We start from the raw sequence: 12,772 nt of genomic DNA, 5'->3' as shown, positions 1-12,772 counted from the left end.
ACGGGCACGGGCGTCAGCGTGGATTGATCCGGCACAAGCCGTCCTGCCGTGACCGCGCTGGCGGCCGGCGCGGTCGGCGTGGTCGGCGTGGTCGGCGTGGTCGGCGTGGTCGGCGTGGTCGGCGTGGTCGATGTGGTCGGCACGCCGAAGAGCCGTGGCGGCGTGTCAGCCGGGGAACGGCGCAGCCGCAGCGAGGGCACGACGAGGCACGAGGGGCGGGCCGGCAACCCGGCGGGACAGGCGACCGAGGAGCAGTCTCGTCTTCCGGCCGGTCCTCAACGGCTGAGCCGAGTGGGCCGGTCCGGCGAGCTGCCCGGGTTCGTCAGGGCGGGCGGCGGGCTGAACTCGGGCCTGACGTGGTCGGGGTGACGCCGGGTAGCCAGGAGTGGTCCGTCGCGGGGGAACGGTCGGTCACCGCTTCAGTAGTCGATGGTGTGGCTGAAGATGATGCTTCTGGCAGCCCCTGCCGTGCTCAGCGGAGGTGAGGCGGTGGGCCGGTCGGCCATGAAGTACTCACGGAAATCGGTGCTGGCGTTGTAGGTCATCAGACGGATGGTGCGGTCCCAGTTGCCGCCGTCGGGTCCGTTCGCCGCCCACAGGTCGAGCAGGGAACTGCCGACCCTGCCCTGGACGGTGTCACCGGCGTCCCAGCCCGGGGTGGAGCGCCCGTTGGAGAAGCTGTACGAGGTGCCGTCGGGGTAGACGAAGCGGTAGTCGCCCAGGACGTAGGCGGCGACTGCGTCGGCGAATCCCTCGGTCCAGGCGCAGGTGGTGGAGCTGCTCCTGTTGATGTAGTGCGGGTTGCAGTTGGTCACCCGCGGGAACCAGTGGTTGTACAGCTGCCACTGCAGCCAGTGGCCTGCCTCGTGCAGCACCAGGTGGTGGGAGTCGGGCATGTCGCCGGCGAGGATGACGTAGTTGGTGTTGCCGTAGTCCCAGTAACCGCCGTCACTGGCACCCGGGTCCCAGACCACGGTGAGCTGGTCGCAGGCACCGTTGGCCTGATGGCTGGTCCAGCACCCGGAGTCGGGGTTGCCGCGTTTCCAGTACAGCAGGTTGAGGGTGTCCTCCACGTTCCAGGCACCCTGGATCGAGCTGGGTACCTTGACCGTGCCCAGGTCCCGGCTGGTGGCAACGCCGGTCAGTGACGCGGTGGTGAACGAATACGGAGTGGCCGACCGGCGATCCGGGATGACGCGCCATGTCTGTGTGCTGGCGGAGAGGAACTTCATGTGGAGCTCGGGCAGGGACCCGGTGGCCTGGTAGCAGGCGTTGAACGTTCCGCCGTCCACGCCGGTGAGTCCGGATGCCAGCAGGCGCGAGGCGGCACCGGGGGACGTCTGGCCCCACAGCTCCCAGTTGGCGTTGCGGGCCGGTGAGGTGATCCAGGGCTTGGCGGTCCCGGCCTCGGCGTCGCGGTGGTCGAACGCCAGGGCTCCGCTCAGGCAGATGGGAGCCGCGGCGGCACTCGCCTGCGGTGTGGCAAGAGGAGTGCCGGACAGGAGCAGGACCAGTGCTGCGGGAACCAGCCCACGGACGAGGGCACGTGTGCTTCGGCTCCGGGTGGTGGTGGTGGTGTGGGGGTGATGATCTGTGGTGTGGGGTGCAGGGCCGCCCGGTTGCCGTCGCCGGCTGGGCCACAGAGCGGCGAACCACCGGGGGAAGGACGGGTATGGCATCCAAACTCCTTGCAGGGCGCAGTGGAGAGCGGTGGCCGCCTCTTGGGGGTGCCACGAGCCGACCGTGCGAGCGGATATTGCGCGGTCTGCCTGGCCACCGGTCATGCGGCGTGGCCATGGCATGGGGAGTGGGCGGGGGTTGCTGCCGCCCCGGAGCGCGGTCGGGCTGGATCCGGAAGACAGTCGTCGGGGCATGCCACCGAGGCTGATGGCCTGCTCGGAGCTGCCGTTGCTGGAATGGCTCGGTGCGGAATGGGAACGGGTGGGGCGTACCCCCCGTTGCGGCCACCACCGGACCGCACACGTGTGTCTCGGGACGACTCCGGCGGGAAGACATCACAGCGCATGCGCTTGATCAGAGAAAGCGGCTGATCGCGTCTCCCGGCCAATTCAGCGAGGCCGGTTTATCAGGCACGTGCCTGATAAGCAGTAGGCCGTCGGCTCCGTCCGACCCGTCTTCATGTCGCTCAGACCACAGATGCCCCGGCGCTACCTGCTGACGCGACGTGAATGGCCGGAAAATCATCGTCAATGCGTCTGGTCCATCATCTGCAAGAGTGAAGAGGCGCACCACGAGTTGACGAACGACCGGCCGACAGACCGGGCACCCGGCCTGCCTGATCATTCCAAGCACGTTCATCGGCCCCCTGTGGCCGACTGATGCTGTCCGCCGACATCACCCCCGTGGCCTCGGCCGGCTCTGCCGACAGCAGCGTCCGCCACCGCCCCAGTCGCCGAGAGGCTGGACCCGCCGCACCCCCTTTCCCGCACCTGGCTTTTGGCGGTCCGGGCTCCACCTGCGCATCACGGCCGTACCGGCCGGCCACCGCCGGCTCCTCGCCCGCGCCCAACCCCTCGACAGCGGCCAGGCTGTCCCTGCCGTCCCCGACCCGCGCACGGCCCGGCGCGACGACGACAACCGCGTCACCGGCCTCACGACACCAGCGTGGCCAGGGGCACCGCCTTGAAAGCCATCCCGATCGATGAGTCCCCTCCTCACCAGTCGGACTGTTCGCCCGGGGCGCCACGGCCCCGACCGTGATGTGAGACGTGCAGCGACGATCAGCCCGTCACGGTAACGCCCTGCGCTGTGCCGCGACGGCGTACTGCAGGTCACTCCCCGGGCGCGCCGTCCTGACGATCGACCGGCCCACCGTCAGTCCGTCGAACGCAACCGGTCCAGTTCGCTGCCGATCGCATCCCGCAGCACATCGTGCAGCCCCGATCCGGTCCCTCCGCCAGTCACCAGTCATGGCCCGAACCCATCCACAGGAGATCAAGATTGGCTCTTCGCTCCCCAGCCTCACTTCGAAGGCCAAGGAAGCGAGGCGAGGAGCGCCCCCGACCGTCGCCCCCGACCGTTTCCAAGAATCGCCATCAGGTTCTGCACCTCGAGGGCGTCGGCCGGACGGCCGCGGTCGCCGCCAGCAGAGTGCTTCAGCACCTCGGCACGGCGAAGCGCTGGAACATGCTGCTCCGGGCTCCCGGTGATCATCTGAGAGGCCATCTCATTCGGCGCGTCCGTCCTGGCAGTTGAGGGTGCGGGCGGCGATGTCGGTCGCACCCGCTCAGCGGGCCTACGTGTGCGGTGTCGCCTCGCGTGCCTCGGTGAGGGCGCGCTGCCTGAGATTGCCGCCGAACAACTGAATCGTGGTGGCGGCCAGGATGTCATCCCTGCCGATGGTCCGCCTGTCCCCCCTGCGGGTGGGCACGGCCCGGAAGGAATCCTTGAGGAACGGGAGTGGGGCCGGTTCGCCCGACATCACTGGGGTGACCGTACCCCAACGGTTGACCCCGCCCTCGCGGACGACCATGGCCGCGTCCCGGGCAAGGTCCGTCAGGAACACGCTCGCGATTCCGTCCAGGTCGCGAATCATCGCCGGGACGGCCGTCACCCCCCGGCTCCGCAGCAGCTTCTTGACGCCAGCCTCGAACCTGTGGGCACCGACCACAGCACTCGGTTTCTGCGACCTGCTGCGCTTACGAGAAGGCACGATGACACCCTCGGCGTCGTACAGGACACCGGTCAGGCCTTGGAACGTCGGGCTGTGGTCGTACCACTTGCTCCCCACCTCCAGCTCGACGTTCCGGTCGATCGCCGAGAGAAGGTCACCGGGAACCAGCTTCTTCCGGGCCTCCTCCGCCGCCGCTCTCCTCGCGCCGTCGATGATCTCCGTCAGCACTGTCCGCGTCACCGACACGGCGGCCCACGCGGCCGACCGAGAGACGTGCATCGAGGTCACGTCCCTGAACACCGCTTTGACGAGAGAAGACTTGAACGGCGAGTCACCCATCACCGAGGCGGTCCCGGGATCGCTGCGCTCAAGACGTGCGGGCTGTGCGGTCATCGGACGAAACGCTCCCTGCTGTCGAGGTTGTCAGAGGCCCACACTTCACCACGCAGACCCGCTCTCCCCCCATCCTCCGTCGAAGCGGCATCCGGTCAAGTGCCTGACAGGCACATCCCGACGGCCGGAGCGATGAGGGAGCCACCTCACGCACGCCCTCGTGCCGTGGCGCCTGCGTCCGCCGTCCGACTGCGCCCCGTCCTCCCTGGGCACCGTTCGACGGATCATGTGGCCGTGATGGGGTCAACCGCAGACTCCCCGAATGAAACGGCCCGTTACGACACAACGAGCTGGCCTCGGCCGTAGGCGAGTTGGGCGGCGCCGAGGCGTGTCACGTCTGCACGTGCCGGTTGTGGGCTGCCTGGAACGTGGTGGTCGGTGTGCGCCCTGCCGCATGTGGGAGGCCTACCGTCGTGGCGATGTCCCGGTGTCCCGGTGTCCGGTGCCCCGGTGTTCGGCCGGGTCGGGGAATCGGGGATGAGATGGACCGGCGGAGCTGCCGGGCGCGGAAGTTGTGCTGGGTGCCGAGGCGGAACCGCCGGCGGCGTCTCGGCGGCGGCCCGGGCACCCGTTGGTGGGACGGCCGGCACAAGACCGTCACACGGTTACGGAGCCCTCGCTACGCTTCCTGACAAGCCGTTGACGAGCAGAGATACAGAAGTCCGGCTGGAGTACCGGGAGGATCCGTGGAGCACATCTTCGACAGCAGTGACTTCTCGGCGCGGGATGCTCTTCCAGCATGGGAGAAAGTCATCGCGGAGGCGGTGATGCCGACATCGTTCAAGCTGATCGGTACGGATGTCTTTCGTGGCAGGGTCAGCACGATGCCGCTGGGGGCGGTCCAGTTGTCAGCGATGGCGTACTCGTCGTACCTCACGCAGCGGACCCCGAAGCTGATTCGCGCCTCGGATCCCGAAATCCTTGCCCTCGGCGTCACGAACTCGGGCCCTCATGTGATCGAGCAGAATCGCAAACGCGCCGCAGTCCGACCGGGCGACCTCCTGCTCTTCGAAAGTTCGCGCCCCTTCGAGACCTATGCGGACGGCGGGAACATTCTCTTACAGTTTCCCCGCGCGCTATTGCCGTTACCGGCCCGCCAGATCGATCAGATCATCTGCCGGACCCTTCCCGGTGATCAAGGCATGGGGCGTTTGCTGAGGACGTTCCTCACTCACCTGACGGAAGACAGTACGGACTACACGCCACAAGACGCCGCACGACTCGGCACCGTCGGCCTGGACTTGGTCACCGCTACACTGGCGCACTTCCTGGAGCGCGAGGGTGCCGTTCCCTCCGACTCCCGTCAGCGCGTGCTGTACATGCGTATCACCTCGTTCATTGAGCGTCATCTCGGCGACACCACTCTTACTGCGGGTGAGGTGGCAGCAGCCCACCACATCTCGGTTCGTTCACTGCACAGGCTGTTTCAGCAACATGGCGTGACCGTCCGCTCCTGGATACGCGGCCGACGCCTGGAACGCTGCCGTCGGGACCTGGCTGATCCTGCGCAGCGTCATGTATCCATCCAGGCCATCGCGGCCCGCTGGGGGTTCCCCCAGGCCGCGGACTTCACCCGCGTCTTTCGCACCGTGCACGGCATCACCCCCAGCGACTACCGGAACCGATCCCACGATCACAGCACCAAGACTGGCGCACGAAGCCAAGCCCCTGGCGCACCGCGCTAAGGCGCTTGCGGCACTCTTCCTGCGACGATTGGCGAAAAGGAGGGTTTTAGTGATCAAAGTCATTCGATGCTTCGGTGCCGCATCGCTTGCCCTGTGCAGCTTGAGCTTCATGGCTTCTACGGCTTCCGCTCAGTCGGCTGCGCCGAAGGCCGTGTCACCGACGGCAGTCAAGTACTACTACGGTGTGCGGCAGATCCACACGCACGATGGGCGCTGCACCGCCCAGCTCGACGCCAAGAAGACGGCACCCGGCCATTGGTACGTGCGGGCATCCTTCTACAACATGTCAAGCGGGTGCAGCTACTACCTGTGGCGGAAGAAGGGAAACGGAGCTTACGGAGCGTTGTCCCATGGCAGTCTGGGACGAGGCGGAAGTCACCAGACCGCTTGGTATTGGGACGGACCCGGCTACAAGGCCATGATGACGGTCAACGACGGTGACGGCTGGGGGGATGTGAACAGCAAGCCTTACTGACCCGAGTGCCGAACGGTTTCCGTCTGCTGCCGGGCCCAAGGGGGTAGGCGGGTGTGGTGACACCTCCTACCACTCCTTCCACGCCTTCCACTACTGCGACGGACGGCTTGCCGCAGGGTGGGGCGCCCGCGCTCAAGAAGGCGCTGACGACCCCCCTGCTGTACTTCTTCATCCTCGGCGACGTCCTGGGCGCCGGTGTCTACGTCTTGGTCGGCCAGATCGCCTCGAAGTCGGGCGGCGCCGTGTGGCTGCCACTGCTCCTGGCCCTGCTGCTGTCGCTCCTGACGGCCGCCTCGTACGCCGAACTCGCCACCAAGTATCCAAGGGCGGGCGGCGCCTCCCACTACGCGACCCTCGCCTACGGGCCGTTCACCGGTTTCCTTGCCGGGTTCTGCATGCTCGCCGCGGGCATCGTCTCCGTCGCCGCACTGGCGCGGGGTTTCGCCGGCGACTATCTGGCCGTCTTCGTGAGCCTTCCGGTCGTGCCGGTGGCGGCCGTCTTCCTGTGCGCCCTGGCCCTGCTGAACGCCCGTGGCATCAGCGAGTCCACCCGCGCCAACGTGGCGGCCACGGCCGTCGAGGTCGGCGGTCTCCTGCTCGTCGTCGGGCTCGGGGTCTGGCTGTTCCTGCGCGGCGACAGCGCCCCCGACAGGCTCGTCCACATCGGCACCGCCCACACGGGAGCCGCCGCGGGTGTGCTGAGCGCAACGGTGCTCGCGTACTACTCCTTCGTCGGCTTCGAGACCTCCGTCAACGTCGCCGAGGAAACCCGCGACCCGCGTCGCTCCTACCCGCGCGCCCTCTTCGGCGCCCTGGTGACGGCGGGAGCCGTGTACGTCCTGGTCGGTGTCGTCGCCTCGGCCGCCGTCCCCACCGCGACGCTGGCCCGCTCCAGCGGTCCGCTGCTGGAGGTGGTCAAGGCGGCGGGCGGGGTACCGCCGGAGGTGTTCGGCGCCATCGCCCTCGTCGCCGTGGCCAACGGCGCGCTGCTCACCGGCATCATGAGTTCCCGCTTGGCCTACGGCATGGCACGGGACGGCCTCCTCCCCCGCTTCCTGACCCGGGTGCTTCCGGGCCGACGTACGCCGTGGGCCTCGATCGCGGCCACGACTGCGCTGTCCTTCCTGCTGGCGCTCACCGGTGACGTGGCGAGCCTCGCCTCCACCCTCGTGCTGCTGCTCCTCGTGGTGTTCTTCATCGTCAACACCGCGGTGCTCGTCCAGCGGCGCGATCGCTGCGACCGCCCGCACTTCCGGGCGTACACCGCCGTCCCCGTCCTGGGAGCGGCCTCCTGCCTGGCGCTCGCCACGCAGATCGAGGCCGATGTCTGGGCCCGCGGGCTGATCGTCATCACGGCCGGCGTGGTCCTGGGGACCGTCGCTGCCCGGCATCACCGCCGAACCTCGTCCTGAACAACGCTGGGTACCACAGTTGCGGAAAGGCGGGAACGTGGCCATGCTTCACGCCCTCGGTCCTCCGTCCTCCGTCCTACGAACAAGAAAGCCTCTGCTCAGGTCATGCCTGCCTCGGTGAGGCCGTCGTCTTCCTCCGGCTGCCAGCCCCCGGTGCGGGTGGGTGGTGCGGTGAGATGGTCGAGGACATCGGTGAGGTGCAGCATGCGTTCGAGGCGGGCCGGCCGGTTGTCCAGGTGGAGGGTGGCGCCGAGGGCGCTGGTACGGCGGTGGATCATGAGCAGAGCCGTCAGCCCGGAGGAGTCGATGTACGTCAGCTCACGGAAGTCGAGCCGAACATCGGCGGGCGGTGGCTGGCCGGCCGTGAGCTGTTGGCTCACCTCGTTGAGGAGGTCGCCGCTGGTGCCGTAGTCGAGTTCGCCGCCGATCATGACGGTCAGCGTGGCGGGCTCGTGGCGGACGGCCAGGGTGAATTCGCTGGGTGGAAGGTGCGTCATACGTGTATGTCGGGGCCGGGGACAGGACGGGTGGCGTGCTCGGTCAGGGCGGTCCTGCCGTGCTCGAGCATCTTGAGGGCGCGGGGGAAATCGTGGAGCTGGCCGGCCAGGGCGTCGAGGCCGGCCCGTAGCGAGCGGGCGGGAACGCCCCGAGCCGTGAGGATGCCGTCGGTCCAGGTCAGGAACGCGGTGAACAGGTCGGGGTCGTCGACGTAGAGGGCGGTGGCCAGGAACTCGACGATGTAGGCGATGTCTTCGGCGGTGCGTTCCTGCTGGATGCGGTGGTAGGCGCGCATGGCGGGGAAGCGGTCTTCCAGGTCGGCAAGGGTCTGCTTGACGAACCGGGTCCGGGACTGGGCGACCAGAGTGTATTCCTGGTCGCCCAGGTGCGGCAGGTCGTCCACCGTGTGCCGGATCGCCGAGGCGCCCGGCCGCGGTATGCCCGCCGCCAGGACGGCGGCCGCGGCCCGTGCGTCCGCCGCCCACCGGTCGGCCCCGAGAGCGGTGGCGTAACAGCCTTGGGGGCCGAAGGCGCGGCCGCCGGCCAGGACGGGGACACCTATGGCCTGGCAGGCGGTGATGGCGCCGTGCGCGGTCGGCAGGTGGGTGGGCATCGATCCGGACAGCAGGACCGCGTCGGGGTTGGTCAGATGCAGGTGGGCGACCAGGTGCGGGGTGGGGGTCTGGGCGCCGAGGTAGTCCACCCGCCAGCCGTGCAGGGCGAGGACCTCGGCGACCAGGCGGGCGGGCAGCGCGTGCCATTCCCCGTCCACGCAAGCCACCGTCACCCGGCCGCGCTCGGGTGCAGGCCGGCTGGTGCCGGGACGGTGGGCAAGGGCGGCGACGACCCGCTCGTTGATGGCGGTGGCGGCGTGCTCCTGGGCGACGCTGATACGGCCCGCCGCCCATTCGACGCCGACTTTCTCCTGCACGGGTGCGATGACCTGGAGCAGGAGCGTCTCCTCACTCACCCCCTGGGCCAGGGCGTCGCGGACGGTCGCAGCGGCTTGGTGCTCGTCACCGCCGATCACGGCCTGCCACAACCGCTGCACCGCACCGGCCGTCGCGGTGGGCTCACTCACTACCTGCTCCTCCCCTCCCGGACGGCCCGCCGCTCGCATACCCGTTGACGATGCTCAGCGCGCCGGCTTTCGGGGCGGTGATGGCCATGACGGCCATGTCGTCGTGACGGCCGTTGCCCAGCCACTGCGCGGCCAGCATCTGTACCCGCTCCACCACCGCTTCCGCCGGCATACCCACGCATTCGGCAAGCGCCCGCTGCAAACGGTCCTCACCGAAGAGTTCATCGCCCAGGGGACCGCCGCGGGCCTCGGTGATCCCGTCGGTGTACAGCAGGCAGGTCTCGCCCGGCGCGAGGACCGTCTTGACGGTGCGCGCGCTGACGGCCGGCAGGGCGCCGACCAGCGTGCCGCGGGTGTCGACCTCCTCCACGGTGCCGTCGGTGCGGACGATGAGGGGCGGCATGTGTCCGGCACTGGTCAGCCGCAGCTGCGCCCGGCCGCCGCGGCGGCGTACGGACGCCAGCGCGAGGGTGACGAAGCGGGTGTGGTGGGAGGTGAGAAGCGCGCTGTTGAGCAGGTTGAGGATGTGCTCGTGGTCCTCGGCAAGTGGCAGCAGGGCGTGCAGAGTGTTGCGGATCTTGCCGGTCAGGACCGCCGCGTCCAGGCCTTTGCCCGCCACGTCACCGAGGACGACCAGCGTCTCCTCGGACGGGCCGGCGCCGGGGTGGACGTCGTAGAAGTCGCCGCCGACCCGCTCGTGGTCCTTCGCGGTCCGGTAGCTGCCGGCGTACTCCACGCCGTGCACCGTGTGCAGCGTGGGCGGCAGGAGGTCCTGCATCAGCGTGGCGGTGATCGTGGCCTGCTCGGTGTACAGGCGGGCGGCGGACAGGGCCGCGCCGGCGCGTGCGGCGAACAGGCGGGCGAAGACCTCCTCGCCCTCGGTGAACGCCTGCTCCGTGCTGGAGCGCAGCAGGATGAGCGCGCCGGCCGGGACGCCGTGTCCGGGCAGTGGGGCGACGATGACCGAGCCGACCGAACCGGCGAAGCCGTCCGGGATCGCCCAGTCGGGGATGTCGGCGGGGTTGATCCAGCGGGCCGGCACCGGCGGGAAGCCCTGCAGCGCCTCCCTGAGCCCGGGCACACCGGCGACGTCGACCTGTCGGCTGGTCTGGACGACGTGTCCGCCTCGACAGGCGTAGGTGAGGGAGCAGCGCCGCCCCTGGGGCGGCGCGATCAGGACGGCGGCCTCGGCGAGATGCTCCGCGGCCATGGAAGCGGCCACCTCCATGCACCGCGGCACGTTCAGCGTGGACAGCAGCGTGCTGGACGCCTCCGACAACACCTCCGAGCGGTGTCGCGCATCGCTGAGCGCCCTCTCGGCCAGGCGGCGGTCGGTGGCATCGACCAGCCACCACGCCACATCGCCCTCGCTGAGGGTGGAATGCGCCTCGAAGTGGCGGTCTCCGATGGCCCCGTGGGAGATCTTGGGGGCAGTGCCCGGAGGGGATGTGGCGATGACCCGCTGATGGGCGTCGGCAAGCCAGGCCGGCACCTGCTCGGAAAGACGGGCGCCGTTCACCGCGTCCGGCAGTATCAGCCGGGCGACGTCGTTCAGGCGCACGAGATGGCCGTGCCGGTCGGCGACCAGCACCGGATAGGGAGCCTCAGTCCACGCCGGGCCGGCCTGCCGGCCGGTGTCGGGTGGACGGGTGGAAAAGCTGCGGGAAGCAGTCACAAACAGAGGCACGCCCGGTGCGCACCTCACCACCTTCCTGCCATAGGGAAACAGATGTCCTTTGACAACAGTCCCGCACGGGCCCCTGCCATGGCAAGCCGCCCGGGAAAGGCAGACCTGAACGCCACAACCGACCTGGCGTGAGGCAGGCAGTCAACGTGCATGTCCCGGGCATGGCCGCATCGTTCACAGCTGCCGCCGGCAACGCTGTCACCCGGCTCAGCGAGGGGTCGCTGAGGTGTTCTCAGCAGCGCGGTGGCCAGCCCGTGCACCCGGGAGCATGGTGGACGAGGCCGACCTGCCGCATCGGGAACGGAGATCCCCGCTGCGGATCGTCGGCACCGGCGGTGCACGTCAGCTTGACGGACGATCTGCTGTTCAGGCTGCTGCCGCCCGCGACCCGCGTGACGCACCCCGAGAACCGGTCACACCAGCCCTTCGATCTGTGTTTTCGAGGCGCTCACCGCGTCGTTGCGCTCAGTTGAGGACCGGGTGCGGTCCCGGGCGGGCGACGAAGCCACGCCTGGGGTCGGACGCACGGCTCATCCGCCTGGTGACAGCTCCCGTTCGGCGACCTCCCGGAAACTGTGCGGCGGGCGGCCGGTGAGGCGCCGTACGGTGTCGGTGGTGCGGTCCTCGGCACCTTCGGCGATGGCGCGGTCCATGCCGGCGAGCATCGCGGCGAACTCCAGCGGCATCTGTGCGGCCAGACGGTCGCGCATCTCCTCGTACGTCAGGGACCGATGGACCACCGGACGGCCGGTGACCTGCGAGACGACGGTGGCGACGTCCTCGTAGCCGAGCGCCTCGGGTCCCGTCAGGACGACGTCCGCGTCGAGCGTGCGGTCGTCGGTGAGGGCGTGCACGGCGACGGCGGCGATGTCCTCCGCGTCGATGAACCCGACGCGGCCCGTCCCGGTGGCGGTCAGGATCTCGCCGTGCGTACGGATGCTCCGGGCATGAGCGTGCGAGCCGGTGAAGTTCTGCATGAACCAGGAGGGCCGTAGCACCGCCCACTCGTCGAAAAGGCCGGGCAGGGCCTGGTGCACCGTACCCACTCCCGGGCCCCCCTCCGGGATGGCCGAGGAACTGAGCAGCACCGCACGGTGGACACCGGTGGCCCGGGCCTGCCGGAGGAAGGGCAGCATGACCTCGGCCGGGTCCGGATCGCCCAGCGGCGCGACGAGGTAGACGCGGTCGGCTCCGGCGAGAGCGCCGCTGAAGGTCGCGGGGTCGTACCAGTCGAAGCGGACCGGTTCCGCGCCCGCGACCGGAGTGGCACGCCGGCTCGCGGCCTTGACGTGCTGCCCGGCGGCGGCCAGCCGCGCGGCCGTACGTCGCCCGGTCGTGCCGGTGGCGCCGATGACCAGGGTGGTGCCGGGAAGACTCATCGGGCGTCGCTCCCGGCGAAGTCCAGACCCGGTGCCTGGACGGCGAGCGGATTCCAGTAGTCGCGGTAGGAGGCGAAGCGGCCGTCACGCACGCACACGACGGCGATGTAGGTCATGTCGAAGGGGGCGCCGCTCTCCACGACCCGGCCCACACCGCGCATCTCGACCACGATGGTCTCCGGGTCGGTGGTCTGGTGGACCCGCACGTCGGGGAAGCCGTGCAGGTCGATGTGGTCGGGGTAGTCACGCATGTAGCCGGCGATCGCGTCCCGGCCCTCCAGGCGCTGAGGCCAGCCTGGCGGGGCAAAGGGAAACTCCATCACCCCGTCGGCGGCCCACAGGCCGATCCAGCCCTGAATGTCCTTGTCCAGCAGCAGTTGCAGGCTCCGGCGGTACAGATCGGCCGGTGAGCTGTGCGCGCAGGTCTTCCCCGACATCGACATGACTCTTCACTCCTGTGCTCCAGTACGATGCGGACCAACGGTCCGCTTTATTCGACGATACGGACCGCCGGTCCGGATTGCAACG

11 protein-coding genes are annotated in these 12,772 nt (G+C 69.3%); 4 read left to right on the top strand and 7 right to left on the bottom strand.

The genetic code is table 11. From position 1 onward, the window contains the following. The first annotated feature begins 48 nt into the window (after positions 1-48). Positions 49-369, top strand: coding sequence for a hypothetical protein (locus IEZ20_RS30040; RefSeq protein WP_189304469.1), 321 nt, complete (start codon positions 49-51; stop codon positions 367-369). A 50-nt stretch (positions 370-419) separates the two neighbouring features. On the opposite strand, the gene IEZ20_RS30035 is transcribed toward IEZ20_RS30040, so the two are convergent. Both IEZ20_RS30035 and IEZ20_RS30030 read right to left on the bottom strand, forming a co-directional pair. Next, positions 420-1,679, bottom strand: a complete 1,260-nt coding sequence (locus IEZ20_RS30035; RefSeq protein ID WP_229896321.1) for a metalloprotease — start codon at positions 1,677-1,679, stop codon at positions 420-422. A gap of 1,577 nt (positions 1,680-3,256) precedes the next feature. Beyond that, positions 3,257-4,027: a hypothetical protein gene (locus IEZ20_RS30030; protein ID WP_189304468.1), complete on the bottom strand. Its 771-nt coding sequence runs from the start codon at positions 4,025-4,027 to the stop codon at positions 3,257-3,259. Between the two features lie 686 nt (positions 4,028-4,713). Here IEZ20_RS30030 and IEZ20_RS30025 point away from each other — a divergent pair. The 3 genes from IEZ20_RS30025 to IEZ20_RS30015 all read left to right on the top strand — a co-directional run bounded on the left by IEZ20_RS30025 (position 4,714) and on the right by IEZ20_RS30015 (position 7,599). Next, positions 4,714-5,712 (top strand): AraC-like ligand-binding domain-containing protein, encoded by a 999-nt coding sequence (locus IEZ20_RS30025; protein ID WP_189304466.1) that lies wholly within the window; start codon positions 4,714-4,716, stop codon positions 5,710-5,712. A gap of 49 nt (positions 5,713-5,761) precedes the next feature. After that, positions 5,762-6,187, top strand: coding sequence for a hypothetical protein (locus IEZ20_RS30020; RefSeq protein ID WP_189304464.1), 426 nt, complete (start codon positions 5,762-5,764; stop codon positions 6,185-6,187). A 107-nt stretch (positions 6,188-6,294) separates the two neighbouring features. Then, entirely contained in the window at positions 6,295-7,599 is a 1,305-nt protein-coding gene (locus IEZ20_RS30015; protein ID WP_229896320.1) for an APC family permease, read from the top strand. Between the two features lie 98 nt (positions 7,600-7,697). Here the strand turns inward: IEZ20_RS30015 and IEZ20_RS30010 are convergent, their stop codons facing one another. The 5 genes from IEZ20_RS30010 to IEZ20_RS29990 form a co-directional block, all read right to left on the bottom strand. After that, positions 7,698-8,096: an STAS domain-containing protein gene (locus tag IEZ20_RS30010; protein ID WP_189304462.1), complete on the bottom strand. Its 399-nt coding sequence runs from the start codon at positions 8,094-8,096 to the stop codon at positions 7,698-7,700. Next, positions 8,093-9,217 carry a cobalamin B12-binding domain-containing protein gene (locus IEZ20_RS30005; RefSeq protein WP_189304460.1) on the bottom strand — a complete coding sequence of 375 codons (1,125 nt, stop codon included), beginning with the start codon at positions 9,215-9,217 and terminating at the stop codon, positions 8,093-8,095. The genes IEZ20_RS30010 and IEZ20_RS30005 overlap by 4 nt, the downstream gene beginning before the upstream one ends. Next, a complete protein-coding gene (locus IEZ20_RS30000; protein WP_373303994.1) occupies positions 9,171-10,859 on the bottom strand; it encodes a PP2C family protein-serine/threonine phosphatase in 1,689 nt (562 codons plus the stop codon). The genes IEZ20_RS30005 and IEZ20_RS30000 overlap by 47 nt, the downstream gene beginning before the upstream one ends. A 536-nt stretch (positions 10,860-11,395) precedes the next feature. Beyond that, positions 11,396-12,244, bottom strand: coding sequence for an NmrA family NAD(P)-binding protein (locus IEZ20_RS29995; RefSeq protein ID WP_189304456.1), 849 nt, complete (start codon positions 12,242-12,244; stop codon positions 11,396-11,398). Continuing rightward, positions 12,241-12,687: a nuclear transport factor 2 family protein gene (locus tag IEZ20_RS29990; protein WP_229896318.1), complete on the bottom strand. Its 447-nt coding sequence runs from the start codon at positions 12,685-12,687 to the stop codon at positions 12,241-12,243. The genes IEZ20_RS29995 and IEZ20_RS29990 overlap by 4 nt, the downstream gene beginning before the upstream one ends. Between the last annotated feature and the right edge of the window lie 85 nt (positions 12,688-12,772).

The sequence above is a fragment of the Streptomyces cinerochromogenes genome, from assembly GCF_014648635.1.
GTDB lineage: Bacteria > Actinomycetota > Actinomycetes > Streptomycetales > Streptomycetaceae > Streptomyces > Streptomyces cinerochromogenes.
Note: the sequence above shows the minus strand (reverse complement) of the source record. Positions and strands in the feature narration are given on the sequence as shown.